Here is a 19,209-nt window from a genome sequence, read left to right as displayed (position 1 = left end):
ATGGGCGCGAGCCTATGTGAAAACGCCGGCCTTCGAGCCGCCTCTCAACAGGCGATGCAAAGGCCGGCGCGAAGCCAGTTACTTCAATCGGAACAGCCGGCTCAGGCGATCCGGCGGCGATTCTTAATCAGGCTCAGCGCCAGCGGCACGAAGGCCACGACGAAAGCAACCAGCGACCAGGTGGGCAGTGACAGGCCCAGAATCGGCGGATAGGGCGTTTCGCAGAGCCCGGCGACCTTGAAGACGCCCGGCAGCCAGTGCGCGGGTGGGAAGCTGTCGACTACCGGCTGCAGCGCGTCGAAACCGCAGCTGAAGCCCGGATTCGCCTGAACATACACGTGCCGCGCGGCGGTCGCGATGCCGCCGAGGGCCGACAGGGCCGCCAGCACTTCCAGCAGCCGCACGCCGCGCCAACTGTTGAAGCGCGCGCCGAGGAACGCAAAAATCGCGATCAGCAGGAAGAAATAGCGCTGGATGATGCACAGCGGGCAGGGGTCTTCATGCAACCCGTATTGCAGATACAGCGCGCCGGCGACGAGGCCGACGCAGATCAGGCCAAGCAGAACCAGCAGGGAGCGCTCGCGGCGCAGCATTGCATTGTCGTTATTCATGGATCGTGTGGCTGTCTGGAAACGGAAAGGGCGGGTGCCCGCGATTCTAGCGCGAACCCCCGCCCTGGCGCTTATCGCGCTTTCAAGTCGCAATCCTGCTCGGTGTCCGCGCAGTGTCCGCTCGGGTTCCGATCAGCGAATTGGGGCGAGCACCCGTTCGGCGCCGCGGCCGATGGCCAGCAAGGCGTCGTCGGCGTGCGGCGCGCCTGCCAGCATCAGGCCGACTGGCGCGTCGCCACGCAGATGGCATGGGAGTGACAGCGCGCAGGCGTCGAGGAAGTTGAACGCGCTCGGATTGCGCAGGATCAGCGCGTTGGTGCGGCCAAAGGCGTCGTCGTCGTGGATCAGATCGGCCACGCGCGGCGGCACCACCGGCACGGTGGGCGCGACGACCGCGTCGAAACGCTGCCACAGCGTGCGCGCGGCTTCGTCGAGCATGGCCTGGCGTTCGGCGAGCAGGTCCAGATAGTCGACGGCGCTGGCCGGCTGGCCCTTCAGGATGCGCACGAGCACGCGCGGATCGTACTGCTCGCGGTGCTTCTCCAGCAGCGGACGGTGCCATGCATACGCTTCGATCGGCGAAAAACCGAAGCGGTTGATCTCGGGCAGCCGGTCGAGCGGCGCGAAACGCACTTCCGTGACGATCGCGCCGGCCGCTTCCAGATGCTTGAGCGCCGTGTCGATCGCGGCGGCGACCGCCGGTTCGACGCCGTCGGTCACGAAATTGGTCAATACGCCAAGACGCACCCCTTCTAGCGGCCGGGCCGCCGGGATGCGCGGCTCGAGCCCGGCCAGCATCCGGTCCACCAGCGCGCAGCACGCGACCGAGACGCCGATCGGCCCGAACGAGTCGAGCGTTGGAGAGAGCGGCACGCCCCCTTGTTTCGGGATGCGGTCGGCGGTTGGCTTGAAGCCCGTCAGGCCGCACAGCGCCGCCGGGATGCGGATCGAGCCACCGGTGTCGGTGCCGAGCGCGATGGCCGCCATGCCGTCCGCGACCGACGCCGCCGCACCCGACGACGAACCGCCCGAAATCCGCTCGTCGCCCTTCACGCCGCGCTGATACGGTGACAGCGGATGTCCGTAGTGCGGGTTCAAGCCGAGTCCGGAAAACGCAAACTCGCTCATATTGGTGCGCCCGACGATCACCGCGCCCGCTCGCTTCAGGCGCGCGACGGCGACTGCGTCTGCCTTGGCGGCCGGCGCGTCGGCCAGCGCCACGGAACCGGCGCGAGTCGGCTGGCCTTCGATATCGAACAGGTCTTTGACCGACACCGGAATTCCGGCGAGCGGCGAGAGGACGGTGCCGGCGGCGCGCAGGCGGTCGTGCGCATCGGCGGCGGCGCGAGCGTTGTCGGCGTCGACGTGCATGAAGGCGACCGCGCCCTGGCCGGCCGGATCGGCGATCCGTTCGAGTGCGGTTTCAACGAGCGCGCGGCTGGTGGTGACGCCGGCGGCGAGGTCGGCGGCAAGCTGGGCTAGCGGCGGGAAGGGCGTGAATTCAGTGGCCATGGTGTCGGGAGAATCCGGTTAGATGCGCGGTTAGCTTGAGATCGCTTTGTGGCGGGTCCCCACTGACTTCGCAGTCGGGTCCGCGATCGGGGTCAGTCAAATCCGGTTGAATAAGGTCGCGCGGAACGCTTCGATATGCTTTTGCACCGATTGCCGGGCGCCTTCGGCATCGCGTTCGCGCAGCAGGCGAAACAGTTCCAGATGTTCTTCGTGGACGTCTTCGAGATGATGCGGCTCGGACAGCGAAATGAACCAGAAACGCAGCGAGCGTTCATGCAGCCCACGCAGGATGTCGGCCAACACAGGGTTGCGCGACGCCGCAGAGATCGCCAGATGGAACTCGCGGTCGATATCCATCATGCCTTCAATATCGTGCGCGGCGACGCAAATCTTCGAGCGGTCGAGCAAGGCCTGCATTGCATCGAAATCGTGTTGCTGCGCGTGGCGCGCGGCCAGTTCGACGCAATAGCTTTCGTTGACGAGCCGCACGTCGATGATCGCTAGCACGTCGTCGAGCGAAACCGGGCGGACCATGATGCCCTTTCTCGGCATGATGGTGAGCATGCCTTCATGCACCAGCCGGTGTAGCGCCTGATGAACCGGCGTTCGGCCGATGCCGGTCAGCGCCATCAATTCCGCTTCGTTGAGCACCTCGCTTGGCCGCAGGCGCATCGTGATGATTTCGCGCTTGACGAAGGCATAGGCCTGTTCGGCGAGACTCGCCGTGGCGGTCTCGCGGGGGGCACTGGAACGGCGGGCAGTCTGCAAAAGCGTCATGTAAAGAGGGAGCGGGCGGTGTCGCCCGCATTGTAGAGCAAGGTTTTGCGCGGACGGCGCCAGGCGGGAGCTTACTCGCCGGTGCTGTCAGAGCGTGACGTCGTGGGCCTCACGTCATGGAAATCACAGCAATCACAGCAATCACAGCAATACCGTGCGTCAGGCGCTCCTCGGCGTGACCGCCGCGGCGTGCTGGACCTTGACGCGCGGCATCATCAACGTGACCAACCCGCCGACGATCAGCGCCCCCGCGATCAGCACCAGCCCGAAGGTCACGCTATGCGTCGCGTCCTTGACGATGCCGAGCACATAGGGGCTTACGTAGCCGGCCAGATTCGCAATCGAGTTGATCACGGCGATGCCTGCAACGGCTGCGGTGCCTTGCAGGAACGTGGTGGACATCGACCAGAAAATGCCGAAGCCCGCCAGAATGCCGATATACGCGATCGACAAACCGGTGACGGCGAGTGGAATCGAATTGGTCACCGAGGCGCTGCCGAGCAGCCCCGCCGCGCCGATGAAGCAGCACACGGCGTAGTGCCAGCGCCTCTCGCCCGTGATATCCGACGAGCGGCCGATCAGGATCATGCCGATGCCCGCCGCAAGGTAGGGAATCGCGGTGACGAAGCCGTTCGTGACGAGGTTGGTGACGCCGAGATCCTTGACGATCTGCGGCAGCCAGAACGAAAAGCCCGCATTGCCGGTGACGAGGCAAAAGTAAATCAGCGTCAGCAGCCAGAAGCGGCCCGAGCGCAATGCAACCGCCAAACTCTGCTCCGCGCCGGCCGCGGCAGCCGCCGTGTTTTCGCGCGAGAGGCGGCTGAGAATCACGCGCTTTTCGTCGTCGGTGAGCCACGCGGCTTCGGCGGGCGTGTTGCGCAATACGGCGAGCGCCCAGAAGCCGGCGAGGATCGACGGAATGCCTTCGATCAGGAACATCCATTGCCAGCCGCGCAAGCCGTGCGCTTCATGCAGCGCCGACATCAGAAAGCCCGACAAGGGCGCGCCGATAATGCCCGCGACCGGAATCGCCGCCATGAACACGGCGACCATCCGCGCGCGCCGGTCGGACGGAAACCAGAAAGTCAGATACAGCACCACGCCCGGCACCAGACCGGCCTCGGCGACGCCGAGGAAAAAGCGCAGCACGTAGAACATCGTTTCCGAGCGCACGAACATCATCAGACACGACAGCAGGCCCCACAGCATCGTGATGCGGGCGATGGTCGCGCGGGCGCCGAACTTCTTCAGCAGCAGATTGCTCGGCACTTCGAACACAAAATAGCCGAAGAAAAAGATCCCCGCGCCGAGTCCGTACGCCGCGTTCGAAAGGCCGAGGTCGCCGGTGAACTGCAGCTTCGCGTAACCGATGTTGACGCGGTCCAGATACGACAACACGTAGACGAGAAACAGGAACGGCATGATGCGCCAGGTGATCTTGCGCAGGGCGGCGGCCTCGAGCCACGCGTCGGAAGACGCGTCGGTGCTGGCGGATAGCGAAGGGGAACTCATGAATGCCTCATTCAACGATAGGTAGCGCGTGCACGCGGTAGGCGTGGCGCAGCGTGCGGTTCAGGATGGGGTCGTGCAGTTCGAGTTCGAGTGCCTCGCCGTCGGCCATGCCGACGATGCCGCCTTGTACGGCCAGCGTGCCGCAGAACATTGCGGCACCCTCTGCGACGGGCGCGCGTTCCAGCAGATCGGCGGCCGGCAGCAGCGACGCGACGCTGCCTTGCTGATAGACGCGCCGCTCGCCAGCGTTTGTCACAGCGAAAGCGCGCAGTTCAAGCTGGTCCCAGTGGCCGGCCACATCGTCGAAACGCCAGGCGTCGCGTGCGACCGGTTTCGGGCAGACCTGTTTGGAGACGGTGACGCCGTAGGCCTCGACTTCGCGGTCGGTATGGTCGGAGCCGACGGTGACGAGCAGTCCTGTCTTCGAGCGGACCAGCACGCACTCCGCTTCGCCGCTGGACTTCACGCCGACCACGTCGATCTGCCCGGCCTGCGTCAGCAACTCTGCGCCGAGGCGGTAGAAGCAGGGCGTGGTTGACGGCCGCTTCACGCCGAGCTCGGCCAGTTCGGCGATGTGATGCTCGATCGCCGCCTGATCGCGCCCGGCCCAGCCGGCGATCGTCAGACGATTCACTTCGACGATATCGGCGCGACTGCCGCCTGAACGATCTACGACGTTGAAGGACACCTGCTGCATCACTCGACTCCCAAGAAGATATGCGGCAAATATTATTGTGATATTTCACAGATGTCCACCGTGTCAAAAAAGTTTCGGGCCGGCGGTCCCGTCGAGCGCTTCGTGCTCCAGCCAATCCCATGTCCTTTCGGCGTTTGCACGATTCGGCGCGCCACATGGGTGCGTTACACTGCGTTTTTGAGACATTACTTTTTGTAAGGAATGCATTCATGCATCATGGCATCGGCTTTATTCAGGATCTGGCGGTCGTGATGGCGCTCGCCGGCGTCGTCACCGTGCTGTTCCATCGCCTGAAACAGCCGGTGGTGCTGGGCTATATCGCCGCGGGCGTGATCATCGGGCCGTACACGCCGCCGTTCCAGCTGATTCACGACGAGCAGACCATCCAGACGCTCGGCGAACTCGGCGTGGTGTTCCTGATGTTTTCGCTCGGGCTCGAATTCAGCCTGCGCAAGCTGTTCAAGGTCGGCGCGACGGCGATCGTCGCGGCGCTTTCAGAAATCGTGCTGATGCTGTGGATCGGCTACGAGATCGGCAGCGCGTTTGGCTGGAGTTCGATGGACTCGCTGTTTCTCGGCGCGATTCTGGCGATCTCGTCGACGACCATCATCGTCAAGGCGCTCTCCGAGTTGGGTCTCAAGCGCGAGAGCTTTGCGCAACTGGTGTTCGGGATTCTGATCGTCGAGGACATTCTCGCCATCGCGATGCTGGTGCTGCTCTCCGGCATTGCGCAGACAGGGCAGTTGAGCGCGGGTGTCGCCGTGGTGACGCTTGGCAAGCTGCTGCTCTTCATGACGGTATCGTTAGTGGTGGGCATTCTGGTCGTGCCGCGCGCGTTGAACTACGTCGCACGCGCCAAAAGCGACGAAATGCTGCTGGTGTCAGTGCTCGGGTTTTGTTTCGGCTTCTGTCTGCTGGTGGTGAAGCTCAATTACAGCATTGCGCTTGGCGCGTTCCTGATCGGCGCGATCATGGCCGAGTCGCGCCATCTGCATCGGATCGAGCATCTGATCGCGCCGCTGCGCGACGCCTTCTCCGCGATCTTCTTCGTGACGATCGGCTTGATGCTGAACCCGGCCGTGCTGGTCGACTACGCATGGCCGATTGCGGTGATTACGGTGGCGGTGATCGTCGGCAAGATCGTTTCGTGCGGACTCGGCACTTTTCTCGCCGGCAAGGACGGGCGCACGGCGATGCGGGTCGGTATGACCGTCTCCCAGATCGGCGAGTTTTCATTCATCATCGCGTCGCTCGGCTTGACCTTGAAGGTGACGAGTGCGTTTCTGTATCCGATCGCGGTGGCTGTCTCCGCCCTGACCACGCTTTTCACGCCGTACCTGATTCGCGCCGCCGATCCATTGACGCAACGCCTCGGGCAGGCGATGCCGCGCACGTTCGCCAACGTGTTCGGCATGTACGGTCAGTGGCTGCGCAGTTTGAGCACCGGAACCGGCGAGCCGACGCTGTTCGGCATGACGCGGCGGATCATTTTGCAGGTTGCCGTCAATCTCGCGCTGGTCGCGGCGATCTTCCTGGCCGTGTCGTATAGCGCGCCTTACACCAGTACCTTGCTCGCGCACTGGCTGGCTTCGGAGCCGATGCAGCGTGTGGTGCTGTGGAGCATTGCGCTGGTGCTGTCGATGCCGTTCCTCGTGGCGGTCTATCGCAAGACCAAGTCGCTCGCGCTGTTGCTCGCCGAGGTGAGCGTGCAGCCGGCGACAGCGGGGCGCTTCACCAGTGCGATTCGTTACGCGATCTCCGACCTGGTGCCGGTGGTCTCGATGGTCGGCGTGTTTTTGCTGGTTGCGGCGCTCTCCAGCAGCATTTTGCCGCCGACGGGCCTCCTGATCGCGGTACTGGTTTGCGCCGCGCTGTTGCTGGGGCTGGTCTGGCGCTGGTGTGTGAAAATCCACGCGGCGATGCAGATCGCCCTGCGCGAAACGTTCGAAGAACAGCCGGATCCCTAAGTTAGGCATCCCTGCGGCTAGATCCGCAACAATGTGAGTAATTGTGTGCGCGTTTGCCGGGCTTGCCGCGCTAGCGGATAATCAGGGCATATTCATTCGTTCGCGTGGAAGGCGCCTGTCTGACTGTCATGAGCGAAAACAAACCTGAAAACGCCGGCGAGCCCGGCAGCCAATCGTCGCCTTCGGGCACGCCATCGCACTCAACGCCGCCAACGCCGCCAACGCCGTCCGGCGCAACGTCTGGCGCAACGTCTGGCGTGTCGAAACCGGCTATCTTGCCGCCTGAGCCGGCGGCCTCGCTGCCGCTCTCCCATGAAGATTCCATCCAGTCTCCGATCAAGGACGTGGTGACGCCGGCCGCCGAGGAGGCCGCGGTGAGGTCGTCGACCGACGACCCCGACAGCGCCTCCACTGTCACCCCCGCCGTTCCGCAAACGGCGCAGCAACGCGACGCGGCCGAAGCGCGCAGTTCGGCGGCTGCGTCGACCGCACGGCAGGAAGCCGCGGTTCATGAGCGCGAGGCAGCCAGGACCGGATATGCCGCCAAGGTTCAAACCTCGCGTCCGACTACGCCTGAAGGCCGCGAGCCGCTCGCCGGCGAATTGAGCGTGCCGGCTGACGAGGCTGCGCTCACCGAAAAGGCGGAAAAAGCGGATCAAGCAGCCGCTGCGGCTCGCCCCCCCGGCTCGCCGCCGCCAGGTTTCGGCGCCGCGCCAGACTTCACTGCAACAAACCCGCCACCGCCGAACGCGTTGCCGCCGTCGCCGCCGCGCTATCTGAAGCAAAGCGATTCGGCGTGGACCGTGTTCGGCCGCATCATCGCCGCGCGCGCGCGTCAGCTGTTCGATCGCGCCGGCCAACGGATCACGCAGCGCACGCTGCGCATCGGCGTGTCGGCACGCATCTTCCACCCGGAGCCGGGCGCGAAGGGGCTGCGGGGCAAGACGCTGCAATACCTCGAGGAATCGATTGCGCACTGGGTGATGTCGCGCGACGTGCTGGTGTTCATGATTCCGACAGTCGGTCATCAGGGCATGCTGCACCCGAGCAATATCCGTTTGCGCGACTACGCGAAGCATCTCGACGGTCTGCTGCTGCAAGGCGGCGCGGACGTCTCGCCGCAGTCATACGCGGAACAGGCGACCAGCCACGAGTGGCCGGGTGACCGCGTACGCGACATGTACGAGCTTGAACTGCTGCATGAGTTCGTCGAGTCGGGCAAGCCGGTACTCGGCGTCTGCCGCGGTTGCCAACTGATTAACGTGGCGTTCGGCGGCACCCTGTACCAGGACATCGCCACCGACGTGCCGACCGCCGGCGCGCACGTCAACGAGAACTACGATCAGCATCGGCACGGCATTCATTTTCCGGACGGCTCGACGCTGGCCAATATGTTTCCGGGCCGGCGCGATGCGATCGTCAACTCGATTCACCATCAGGCGGTCAAGACGCTCGGCCGCGATCTGAATATCGAGGCGGTGTCGGCGTCGGACGGCATCATCGAGGCGGTGCGCTATCGGCGTGCGCCGTTCGTGATGGGCGTGCAGTGGCATCCGGAGTTTCATCGCGCGGGCGGCCCGGAGCTGCTCGATTGCACGCCGTTGCTCGATACCTTCCTGCGGGTGGCGCGCGAAACGCGGTTTTAAGGACGCGTGTCTAGAAACGTGGTATCGGAGACGTGGTCTTGGGGCCACGTCTTTGAGCCGCAACTTCAAGTCCGGTCTGTCAAGACCGATTCTTGCGGGACGCAGCCGCCGTGCTTGGCGGCAAGCGATCTAGCTATCTAGCTATCTAGCTACTTATCTCCATATTGTCGCTCTGTTTGATGTTGGATTCGCGCTAACGCCATGCAGATTGGGAAATGTCCGCATGAGTCAGATTGTTGCGTTTTTGTCTTATCTGAAATCTTTTATTTCGCGACTGGTGTGTCCATCCGGCCGAATCATTCGTTACCGATTTATCTCGATTTAAAGTCGGTCAGTGCGACACCTGAATGCTTCGCTTAACGGCTAATCCGCGCGATAATCCAAGGCTGTTTTGGATTTGCATGGAGCATGCACGTATGAAGTACCCCTTAATTGTACGGCGCGCCATGCTGCTCGCGACCTCGTGTGCGCTGTTGCAGCAGGGTGGTTTCGTGCTGGCCGCGCAAACCGACGAGGCCGCGCCTCTGGTCGGCACACGGCCGGCCATGAACACGCTAACGCCGCAACCGGTCGCCGCTGCGCTGCGCAGCGCGGCATCAAGCGCGCCGGCTACCGCCAGCGATGCGCAAGGCAATGTTGCCGAACTGATGCAGATGATTCACGACGCGAAGCTGAGCGAATTGCGCACCACGTATAACGGCAGTTACGGCGCGAGTCTGTTTTTCTATCCGCAGGAAATGACGTATTACGTCGCGCTCTTTCAGGACAAGCATTTCTGGCGCGTGATCAAGTCGGAAGACGTAGGCCGTGCTGAAGCGGTCTACGCCGGTTTCGTCCAGCAGACGGTGCAACTCGCTGACGTCGAGATTCGCCGCACGCAGTTGCAGGCGCAGAAGGCGTATATCGAAGACATCATCGCGTTGTCGGAAAATCGCGCCAAGCGGTTGCAGGCCGATCTTGACGTCGCGCGCACGCAGCAGGCCAAGGTCAACGACTATCAACGGCAAACGCAAGGCGAGGCGGCTGCGCTGCGCGCGGCAAAGGAAAAGGCGCAGGCGCAGTTGCGTCAGGTGCAGGGCGAAGTGATGCAGTTGCAGCGGCAGGCTGAGTTCGGATTGCCAACACAGAAGTAAGCGCGTGAGCGCAAAAAAAGGCCCGGCAAAATGAACTGCACCCCAAAGGTTGGATCGGTGTCCAACTTTGCGGGGTCAGTTCAAAAAGCCGGGCTTTTTTTGTGCCGCGATTTTGCAATAACGGCACGCTTACTTTGCGAACTGATCGGGAACCTCGGTCACGCGACGTTGCGACATATGATTGATCCATTCCGTCCCACCGGTTTCAGACGGATTGATCGACGAAGCGGGGCGCGATGCCGGCGCGATACTGCGCAGGTGTGTGCCGGCTGACAGGGTCGTCGACGCGTATTCGTCGGTGCCGAGTTGCGATGGCGCGAGTGGCGAGTAAGGACCCGCCGACGAGGGTTTCGGTGACGTTCGTTGTGCATTTTCCGACACCGCAATCTGTGGCACTTCGGAGTTCATCTGCGAGATGAGTGGCAACTGCGGTGACAACTGCGGTGGTAACTGCGGTGGTAACTGCGATGACAAGCGCGATGACAACTGTGTCGCGATGGTGGCCTGCGAACCGCGGCCGCTTCTTTCGTGCTGGTTCGCGGCGCCTTTGCGTTGCTTCTCCTGGCGGCGCGATACGTTTTTGCCGGCTATCGCGCGCGCCGCCGTCGCCGTGACTGGCGCGGTGATTTCCGTTGTGGCGCTTGCGGTGAAATCGCGTAACGGAGCCGCGGTAAATGCGGTCTGCAAGTTTTCAGGCGATGCGGGTACAGATCCCGATGCGTCCGGCACGTGCAGCGGCGACGACACGGTGCCCGGCGCATGTGCCGCTGGACGACTATTAGCCGCTGAGTAGGGCGTGACGGCGGCATCAGGCGAGTGACGATTCGCCGGGCGACGATTCGCCGGGCGACGATTCGCCGACTGGGCTTCCTCGCGGACTGGGGCCTTTACCGCTGGTTTGACGTCGCCAATCGTGTGACGCTGCGCCAGATGACCGAACGCAATCCAGGCAAGCATCGCGGCGCCGCCGAGTGCACAGGCGCCGCCCGCCAGCGCACCCCAATGCATCGACCCGCCGCGCGGCGAGACCGGAACCGCCGGAGCGCTAACCGGCGAGACAGGTGTGGCTTCGGCGGACGTTAGCAATGATTCGTCGACCGGTGCATCGAACACGGTTGTCGAGGCAGCAGGCGAGGTCAAACTCGAGGATGCAACTGGCGGCAAGCGCCGCGATTCCCACTGGCAGAGCGCGCGGATGGCTTCCGCATTCAGACAAAAGGTACGTAACACGGCCGCATAGAGCGCCTTGAGTTCCGCGCGCAAACTGTGCGCTGGCGGCAGCAGCGCCCAATCGCGGCCGAATGGCGGGGGCAGCACGCGGCACAGCGGAGACAGGCTCGGCAGCGCCATGGAGCCTTCGATCAGGGTGAGGGGGATTGTGGTCGACATCGGTTTCTTCGCAGCGCCTCGTAAAAGGTCCGCGGGCAGGCGGCTCAGGGGGCTTTGGCTTCGGAGCGATGCGTATGAAAACGCTGTACACAACGCCATATGGAAACGCCGTACTCAGGTCGAGTACGCCGCCGCACGAGCGGTCACAGTGAAGCCATCGGGGTGTGGAAGATGATGCCTGGAAGTGGCTGAACTAACGATCGGATTGTTCCGAAAAAAATGCGCCGGTTCGTCCCGAGTCGGACCGGTTTTGGGAGACGATCAAGCGAGGCGCGCCTGTTTCATCGATCGAGCCAGTACACATAGCGCAATGCAGTAATATCCACGCCGCCCATATGATCCGGTTCGGCGCCGGCGAACTGCCAGCCTTGTCGCTCATAAAAGCCGATCGCCGCTGTGTTGCCTTCGAGCACGTACAGGTACAGCTGCGTCTCGCCTTGCGCGCGAGCCCAGTCTTCGGCTGCACGCATCAACAGCTTGCCTGCGCCGATGCCCTGGTGCGCGGGCAACGCATGCAGGTTGTCGAGCAGGACACCCCACGCGGACTCCGGTTGCCGTTCGACGCAGACGAAACCGATCGGCTCGCCCGCGAGTTCGGCGATCAGGACGATACGGCGCTCGCCGCCCGGTGCGCGCAGGCGCGCTTCCCAATAGGCGGCGCGTTCCGGCGTCACTTCGCCGTCGAGGAATGCGTCCGGCAGGAGGCCGCGATAGGTAGCCTGCCAGCTGGCGCTATGAATCGAGGCGATCAGCGCTGCATCCGCGAGAGTCGCAGGGCGCAGCGAAAGTACGCTGGAGGTTTGCATCGGGATGGTGGTCAACGGGAATGGCCTGTCTGCAAAAAGTTTAGCGCAAGGGCGAGCCGGCGTTGTCCGTAATGAAACCGTATGAAATGCACGACATTGCCATGAACGGTAACATTACGTGTTGCGGGCTCCGGGTATTTCACAACGTTTACCCTGATACCGCGCGAAAGTATTCGGCATGAGAATGCAGCGCCCCCGGCGCGTTCTAATAAGTTGCCCGTGGCATCCGCTTGCCAAACGCAGTGGATCGTTTCAACTGCCCGAGCGCCGCCAGTCTGTGTGGCGACGGGCTAATCAGAGAATGTCATGTCTACTGCGTCACACGCCGCTTCCTCATCCAAAGAATCCAAGGTCAAGACAGTTTTCCGCGTGGTCAGCGGCAACTTTCTTGAGATGTACGACTTTATGGTCTACGGCTACTACGCTTCCGCGATTGCCAAGACCTATTTCCCCAGCGGCAACGAATTCGCCTCGCTGATGCTGTCGCTGTCGGTGTTCGGCGCGGGCTTCCTGATGCGCCCGCTTGGCGCAATCGTGCTGGGCGCCTACATCGACCATCACGGCCGTCGCAAAGGCCTGATCCTCACCCTCGGCCTGATGGCGCTCGGCACCCTGACGGTCGCCGCGATTCCAGGTTATGCGACCATCGGCGTGCTTGCCCCGGTGCTCGTGCTGCTCGGCCGGTTGCTGCAGGGGTTCTCCGCCGGGGTCGAACTGGGTGGTGTGTCGGTCTATCTGTCCGAGATCGCCACCAAGGGCAACAAGGGCTTCTATTGCGCATGGCAGTCGGGCAGCCAGCAGGTCGCCGTGGTGTTCGCCGCGCTGATTGGCGTGTTCCTGAACAAGTGGTTGCCGGCTGACCAGATGACGGCCTGGGGCTGGCGCGTGCCGTTCCTGATCGGCTGCCTGATCGTGCCGTTCCTGTTCCTGATCCGCCGTTCGTTGCAGGAAACCGAGGAATTCAAGGCGCGCAAACATCATCCGAGCATGGGCGAGATCATGAAGACGATGGCCGCGAACTGGGGCATCGTGCTGGGCGGTATGGGCATGGTCATCATGACCACCGTGTCGTTCTACATGATCACGGCCTACACGCCGACTTTCGGTAAAGAAGTGCTGAAGCTGTCGTCGATCGATACGCTCGTCGTTACCGTCTGTATCGGTTTGTCGAACCTGGTCTGGCTGCCGCTCGCGGGCGCGTTGTCGGACCGTATCGGCCGCCGGCCGGTGCTGCTGGCCTTCACGGTCCTGACGATCGTCACCGCGTACCCGGCGCTGCAATGGCTGGTTGCCGAGCCGTCGTTCGCTCGCCTTCTGGCGGTCGAGCTGTGGTTGTCGTTCCTGTACGGCAGCTACAACGGAGCAATGGTGGTGGCGCTGACCGAAGTGATGCCGGTCGAAGTGCGGACCGCCGGTTTTTCGCTGGCCTACAGCCTTGCTACGACGATCGGCGGCTTTACCCCGGCCATCTCCACTTTGCTGATTCACACCACGGGCAACAAGGCAGCGCCGGGCCTGTTCCTGGGCGTGGCGGCGATCTGCGGACTGATCGCGACGCTGGCGCTGTATCGCACGCCGGAGTCGCGCGATCAGTATCGGACGGCTTAACGGTAAGCTCAAGGCTCACCTCCGTTCACCGTTTATCGTTCATCCGGACAAACAAAAACCCCGCGTTCTCACGAGCATGAGCGCGGGGTTTTTTCTTGAGTGTCGCATCCGCAACGGGTTGCGATGAGCCCGGGTGTCGCTAACCGCGGCGCAATTCTTCTGCCACCGCCTTGACCACCTCGCCCCACGCGCCGGGTTGCGGCTGGCGCAGCAGCGTTGCACCCGGATACCACGGACTGCGCGTCTCGCCGACGAACCAGCGCCAATCCGCGGCAAACGGCAGCATCAGCCACAGCGGTTTTTTCAGCGCGCCGGCGAGGTGAGCAATCGACGTATCGATCGACACGACCGCGTCGAGCCGTTCGATGATCGCCGCCGTATCCGCAAAATCGCCGATCCGTTTGTCCAGGCGATGAATCGACGCCGCGCGCGGATGCGTGTCGAGCGCCGCGCGTTCTTCGGCGCTCAGGCCAGGTTGCAGCACGATCCAGTCGATCCCTTCGAGCGCGAACAGCGGCGCGAGCGCGGCGAGCGGCATCGAACGGGTTTCGTTCTGCTGGATGCGTCCTGACCACGCAATGCCGATCTTGCGCTTCGCGTGACCACCGAGCGAACCGCGCCATTTGCGGGCATAAGCCGGCGGTGCGCTGAGATAGGGCGTGCGGGCGGGAATCGTGTCGTAGGTTGTGCCGAGCGCGAGCGGCAGGCTCAGCAGGGGACAGTGCAGATCCGCCGCGGGACGCGGTGTGCCCTGGGCGATCAGCGTGACGCGCCAGGCTTGCGCGGCCGGTGCAAGCAGCGACAGCAGCTGGGGCTGTACTTCGAGTACAACGCGCGCAGCACGCTGCGCGGCCAGCGGCACGAAGCGGACGAATTGCAACGTATCGCCGAAACCCTGCTCGGCATGGACGAGGAGCGTGCGTTGTTCGATCGGCTCGCCGTGCCAGCGCGGCAAGGTCTGGATGACCGGCTGCGCGGTGGTTTGCAGCCGCCATTCGTATTCCGGCAGCCCGCGCGCGAAGTCGCGCAACGCGAGCCAGGCAAGCGCGCGGTTCATATGCGCGGACGCGAGATCGGGGCGAAAGCGCAGCGTCTGATCGAAGGCGCGCACTGCTGCGGCGTGCGCGCCGAGCGCTTGATGCGCGGTGCCAAGACTCAGCCATGCGAGCGCGAATTGCGGATCGAGACCGACTGCGCGCTCGAGATACGGCAGCGCCTGCGCAGGGCGTCCCAGCGCCGCGAGCGCGTTGCCGAGCCCGAAGATGGTGGGCGGCAGGTTCGGCTGCAAGGCGAGCGCCGCCTGGAAAGAGGCGACCGCTTCTTCGTGGCGGCCGGTGGCGTCGAGCGTATTGGCGAGATTGAAGTGCGCCGCGACGAAACGCGGTTCGGCTGCCAGCGCCGCCTGAAAGCACGGGATCGCTTCGTCAGCGCGGTCGAGCGCGTTCAGCGACATGCCCTTATTGTTGAGCGCGCCGGCATGCCCCGGGCGCAGTTCGAGCGCGCGCTGGAACGATGCGATTGCTTCCGTATGCCGGCCGAGCGCATGCAATGCGTTGCCGAGATTGTTATGCGACGAGGCGTCGTTCGGTTGCAGGCGCAGCGACTTCTCGAAGGCGTCGGCGGCGTCTTCGTGGCGGCCCACCGACGCGTACGCATTGCCCAGGTTGTAGTGCGCCATCGGGAAAGACGGCGCCAGCGTGAGCGCATTGCGGAACTGTTCGATGGCGTCCTCGATCTGGCCCAGTGCCTTCAGCGCGTTGCCGAGATTTAGTTGCAGCGCGGCGTCTTCCGGACGCAGGTTCACCGCGCGCCGCACGAGTTCGGCGGCTTCGGCGTGCTGGCCCTGCTGATGGCGCAGGACGCCCAGCAGGTGCAACGCATCGACGTGCACCGGGTTGCTGTCGAGCGTCGCGCGGTAGCCGCGTTCGGCGTCGTCGAGACGGCCGTCACGATGCGCCGCGAAAGCGCGGTCAAATACTTGTTGCATGACGGAGGGATGACACTCGGGTGAGGCAGAGGCCGCATTTTCCCACACTCGCCGGACCGCCCTCCAATTTGACCTGTTGTCTTGATATCTATAACATATGAATACATGTTCATATGTGTGTCGATGATGACGCTTGCCATGGCTTCCGCTATATCGCCTGTCAGTGTTGAAGACCGCCCGGTGGAGACGATCGTGCCGCTGGCCGACCTGTTTCGCCTGCTCGGCGACCCGACGCGCTTGCGCATCGTGCTCGCGTGCGTCGACGAGCGGCGCGCGGTCGGCGCGATTGCAGAGGGGTTGGGCTTGTCGCCGTCGCTGGTGAGCCACCATCTGCGGCTGTTGCGCGCGGCGCGGATCGTACGCGCTGAACGGCAGGGCAAGCAGGTGTTCTATCTTGCCGCCGACCGTCATATCAGCACGATGCTGGCCGGCATGCTCGAGCATGTGGCCGAGCCGGCCGGCGAATTTCCTCTGGACCCGTCATGAAGAAAACCACCACCCCGAAGCGGGCCGCCGAAGAACGCGAGGACGACCACGCGCCGGTGTGGTTCGATGGAGAATTCGACGGGGTCGACGGCGACGATGCGCAGGCCGAGGGAAAAGAGCACGGTGCTTACGATCACGCCGGCCACGCCCACAGCCACGCCGGCCATCACCACGTCCACGCACCTGTCGCCGGCCACGGCCGCGCCTTCGCACTGGCCGTCGCACTGAACGTAGCGATCGTGGTGATTCAAGCCGTCTACGGCGTGATCGCGCATTCCACCGCGCTGCTCGCCGATGCCGGTCACAATCTCTCCGACGTGCTCGGCCTGTTGCTCGCCTGGGGCGCAGCCTGGCTCGCCATGCGCCGTCCGTCGGCACGCTATACATTCGGCTACGGCAGTTCGTCGATCCTGGCGTCGCTTGCCAACGCGGGACTCTTGCTGTTCGCGTGCGGCGTGATCGTCGCCGAGGCGATCGGGCGCCTGATGAACCCCGCCCCGGTCGCAGGGCGGGTGGTCTTCGTCGTCGCGACGGTCGGCGTGATCGTGAACGGCTTCTCGGCGTGGCTCTTCATGCGCGGCCAGAAAAAAGACCTGAACATTCGCGGCGCTTTCCTGCATATGGCCGCGGATGCCGGCATCTCCGCCGCGGTCGCGATCAGCGGCCTTGTGATTCTCTATACCCGCTGGACGTGGCTCGACCCGGTGATGAGCCTGCTCGTGGTCGCGGTGGTGGTGGTTGGTACGTGGGGTCTGCTGCGCGATTCGGTGCGCATGGCGCTCGACGCCGTGCCCCCCGGCGTCGACCTGCAGCCGATCCGCGACTATCTCGCCGAGCAGCCTGGCGTCACCGACGTGCACGACCTGCACGTATGGGCGTTGTCGACCACCGGCAATGCGCTCAGTGCACATCTGGTGATGCCGGCAGGCCATCCCGGCGACGAGTCGCTCGACGGCATCGTCATCACACTGCGCGAACGTTTTTCGATGCAGCACGCCACGCTGCAAGTCGACCTCGGCACCACCGAACATCAATGCGCGATGGGTCATCCCCGCGATTGATGCAGCGCACCGTTGAGCGGATTATCGGCGGCGTACACTAGAACGTCCTGTTGTCTCCGGAGTTCCGCATGGACGCTGCCGCACACGATGCGTCGCCGGTGCTGATCGTCGGGGCGGGTCCGACCGGGCTCGCCGCGGCGATGAGTCTGGCGCGTGCCCACATCCCCGTGCGTCTGGTCGACAAGGCGCTGCAACCGAACCCGTACTCGCGGGCCATCGGCATTCAGGCGCGCACACTCGAACTGTTTGAACAGCACCGGCTGATCGAGCCGTTTCTCGAACTCGGCCACCGTGCGCGCATCGCCAATCTTTTTTCCAATGGCATGCGTCTCGCGCGCCTCGATTTCGATCCGCTGCACACCCGCTATCCGTATCTGCTGTTTCTCGACCAATCCGTGACCGAACGTTTGCTGACAGAGCATCTTGCGACGCTCGGCGTGACGGTCGAGCGCGGCGTCGAGCTGACGATGTTCTCGCAGGGTTCCGCCAGCATTCAGGCGACGCTGCGTCGCGCGGACGGTCATACGGAGACGATGCACCCGTCGTACATCATCGCCGCTGACGGTGCGCACAGCATGATCCGTCACCGGCTCGGGTTGAGCTTCGAGGGTAATACCTTCGAGCAGACGTTCCTGCTTGCCGATGTGCATGCCGAAACCGATTGGCCCGAGGACGAATTCCATATCTTTGCTTCAGGCGAGGGTCTCGTCGCGCTGTTTCCGATGGGCCATGGCCGCCATCGTCTGATTGCGGATCATCCGGTCGCACCGGCCACGGTCCCGGCGTCGGCGACGCCCGCTGTGCTCGGCGAGCCGCCGCTCAACCAGGTTTTGCCGCCGTCGCTGGCCGAATGCAAGGCGCTGATTGCCCGGCGCGTGCGGGAACGCGTCGACGTGTCGGAGCTGGCATGGTCGTCGCATTTTCATCTGAACAGCAGGATGGTGGAGAGGCTGCGCGTCGGGCGCATTTTCCTCGCGGGGGATGCGGCTCACGTACACAGCCCGGCCGGCGCGCAAGGGATGAACACGGGTATTCAGGAAGCGTTCAATCTCGGCTGGAAGCTCGCGCGCGTTTTGAAAGGCGCGGCGTCCGACCGCCTGCTCGATACGTACCACCGCGAACGGCATCCGATCGAGCGCGACGTGCTGCGGCAAACCGGTTTCATCACGCATATGGCCGAGGCCGATCACGGACCGCTCAAACTGCTGCGCGAACGCGTGATGCCGGTGCTGGCCGCGCTCGGTCCGCTGCGCGATGCGGCGCGGATGACCATCAGCGAGTTGTCGATCCAGTATCGGCGCAGTCCGCTGACGCTCGAGCGCGTGCTCGACGGCGGTCCGCGTGCCGGCGAGCGTGCGCCGGATGCGCTGGTGCATGTGGTGGATGGGCCGCTTGGCCGCGCGCCGGGTGTCGGTTGCATTTTCGATCTGCACGATCCGGCGTTCTTCTCGTTGTTCCTGCTGGTCCCGCCGTTGCCCGTCGACGGCACGCCGCTCGATCCCGCCGCGAAGCACGCGCCAACGCCGGATGCGGAACTCGAACGGCTGGCTGCCGAAATCGAAAAATTATTGCCGGGCGCAGTACGCATCTGGCGCGTGACCGATACGAGCGGCGAGGGCGCCCCGGCGCTCTCCGAATCGTATGGACGCACGCGGCCGTCGTTCTATCTGGTGCGGCCGGACGGCTACATCAGCGCGCGCGGGCGCACGGGCTCCGATCTGCACGGCTTGCTGCGGCACTGTGAAGCGTGGTTCGCAGTGGGTGGGGTGATACCGGAGCAGGCGGCGTCAGCCCGTCGCGATGCTTGACGAGCGCTTCCCTGACGATGCCCGACATCTCGATGCCGCTCGGATCCGGCTCATCGAGCGCCGCCAGCAAAGCGCGCCGCATGCGCGGCTCCCAGAAGCGGCGGATGTGATCGGCGATGCCGGCGAGCGCTTCTTCGCGATCCGGCATCGAATCGAAAAAATCGCCGATCCGGTTCGCCATGTCGATCAGATTCTGATTGTCCATGGCT

General features: G+C 63.9%; 15 protein-coding genes and 1 pseudogene. 7 read left to right on the top strand and 9 right to left on the bottom strand.

Translation table 11 applies throughout. The features are described from left to right. Positions 1–101: 101 nt before the first annotated feature. From AYM40_RS15315 to AYM40_RS15295, 5 genes are all read right to left on the bottom strand, one after another. Positions 102–611 carry a disulfide bond formation protein B gene (locus AYM40_RS15315; protein WP_063496946.1) on the bottom strand — a complete coding sequence of 170 codons (510 nt, stop codon included), beginning with the start codon at positions 609–611 and terminating at the stop codon, positions 102–104. Between the two features lie 132 nt (positions 612–743). After that, the gene (locus AYM40_RS15310) at positions 744–2,123 is read right to left on the bottom strand and encodes an amidase (RefSeq protein WP_063496945.1); all 1,380 of its coding nucleotides are present in this window, start codon (positions 2,121–2,123) and stop codon (positions 744–746) included. Positions 2,124–2,219: 96 nt separating this feature from the next. Further along, the gene (locus AYM40_RS15305; protein ID WP_063496944.1) at positions 2,220–2,900 is read right to left on the bottom strand and encodes a GntR family transcriptional regulator; all 681 of its coding nucleotides are present in this window, start codon (positions 2,898–2,900) and stop codon (positions 2,220–2,222) included. A gap of 159 nt (positions 2,901–3,059) precedes the next feature. Beyond that, positions 3,060–4,412, bottom strand: a complete 1,353-nt coding sequence (locus AYM40_RS15300; RefSeq protein WP_063496943.1) for an MFS transporter — start codon at positions 4,410–4,412, stop codon at positions 3,060–3,062. Between the two features lie 7 nt (positions 4,413–4,419). Further along, positions 4,420–5,109, bottom strand: a complete 690-nt coding sequence (locus tag AYM40_RS15295) for a DUF2848 domain-containing protein (protein ID WP_063496942.1) — start codon at positions 5,107–5,109, stop codon at positions 4,420–4,422. Positions 5,110–5,318: 209 nt separating this feature from the next. On the opposite strand from AYM40_RS15295, the gene AYM40_RS15290 reads away from it, so the two are divergent. From AYM40_RS15290 to AYM40_RS15280, 3 genes are all read left to right on the top strand, one after another. After that, positions 5,319–7,076 (top strand): cation:proton antiporter, encoded by a 1,758-nt coding sequence (locus AYM40_RS15290; protein WP_063496941.1) that lies wholly within the window; start codon positions 5,319–5,321, stop codon positions 7,074–7,076. 128 nt (positions 7,077–7,204) lie between these two features. Further along, positions 7,205–8,722 carry a gamma-glutamyl-gamma-aminobutyrate hydrolase family protein gene (locus tag AYM40_RS15285; protein ID WP_063496940.1) on the top strand — a complete coding sequence of 506 codons (1,518 nt, stop codon included), beginning with the start codon at positions 7,205–7,207 and terminating at the stop codon, positions 8,720–8,722. 416 nt (positions 8,723–9,138) lie between these two features. Further along, the gene (locus AYM40_RS15280) at positions 9,139–9,855 is read left to right on the top strand and encodes a DUF2968 domain-containing protein (RefSeq protein ID WP_063496939.1); all 717 of its coding nucleotides are present in this window, start codon (positions 9,139–9,141) and stop codon (positions 9,853–9,855) included. A 129-nt stretch (positions 9,856–9,984) separates the two neighbouring features. On the opposite strand, the gene AYM40_RS15275 is transcribed toward AYM40_RS15280, so the two are convergent. Then, positions 9,985–11,244, bottom strand: coding sequence for a hypothetical protein (locus tag AYM40_RS15275; protein WP_063496938.1), 1,260 nt, complete (start codon positions 11,242–11,244; stop codon positions 9,985–9,987). A 281-nt stretch (positions 11,245–11,525) separates the two neighbouring features. Further along, positions 11,526–12,050, bottom strand: coding sequence for a GNAT family N-acetyltransferase (locus AYM40_RS15270; RefSeq protein ID WP_063496937.1), 525 nt, complete (start codon positions 12,048–12,050; stop codon positions 11,526–11,528). A 306-nt stretch (positions 12,051–12,356) separates the two neighbouring features. Here AYM40_RS15270 and AYM40_RS15265 point away from each other — a divergent pair, with 306 nt between their 5' ends. Beyond that, on the top strand, positions 12,357–13,658 hold the full coding sequence (locus AYM40_RS15265; RefSeq protein WP_063496936.1) for an MFS transporter: 1,302 nt from the start codon (positions 12,357–12,359) through the stop codon (positions 13,656–13,658). 139 nt (positions 13,659–13,797) lie between these two features. Here the strand turns inward: AYM40_RS15265 and AYM40_RS15260 are convergent, their stop codons facing one another. Continuing rightward, complete coding sequence (locus tag AYM40_RS15260; RefSeq protein ID WP_063496935.1) at positions 13,798–15,645, bottom strand: tetratricopeptide repeat protein; 1,848 nt, start codon at positions 15,643–15,645, stop codon at positions 13,798–13,800. Positions 15,646–15,783: 138 nt separating this feature from the next. On the opposite strand from AYM40_RS15260, the gene AYM40_RS15255 reads away from it, so the two are divergent. From AYM40_RS15255 to AYM40_RS15245, 3 genes are all read left to right on the top strand, one after another. Next, the gene (locus AYM40_RS15255) at positions 15,784–16,131 is read left to right on the top strand and encodes an ArsR/SmtB family transcription factor (protein WP_148662173.1); all 348 of its coding nucleotides are present in this window, start codon (positions 15,784–15,786) and stop codon (positions 16,129–16,131) included. After that, a complete protein-coding gene (locus tag AYM40_RS15250) occupies positions 16,128–17,192 on the top strand; it encodes a cation diffusion facilitator family transporter (RefSeq protein ID WP_082855093.1) in 1,065 nt (354 codons plus the stop codon). Before AYM40_RS15255 ends, AYM40_RS15250 begins: the two co-directional genes overlap by 4 nt. 68 nt (positions 17,193–17,260) lie before the next feature. Further along, positions 17,261–19,000, top strand: coding sequence for an FAD-dependent monooxygenase (locus AYM40_RS15245; RefSeq protein WP_063496934.1), 1,740 nt, complete (start codon positions 17,261–17,263; stop codon positions 18,998–19,000). On the opposite strand, the pseudogene AYM40_RS38590 reads toward AYM40_RS15245, so the two are convergent. Further along, a pseudogene (locus tag AYM40_RS38590) lies at positions 18,954–19,205 on the bottom strand (formate dehydrogenase subunit delta); the annotation flags it as partial. The gene AYM40_RS15245 and the pseudogene AYM40_RS38590 overlap by 47 nt on opposite strands. Between the last annotated feature and the right edge of the window lie 4 nt (positions 19,206–19,209).

Origin of the sequence: Paraburkholderia phytofirmans OLGA172 (assembly GCF_001634365.1) — a bacterium.
In the GTDB taxonomy this organism is placed as follows: domain Bacteria; phylum Pseudomonadota; class Gammaproteobacteria; order Burkholderiales; family Burkholderiaceae; genus Paraburkholderia.
This window is presented reverse-complemented; position numbering and strand designations above follow the sequence as displayed.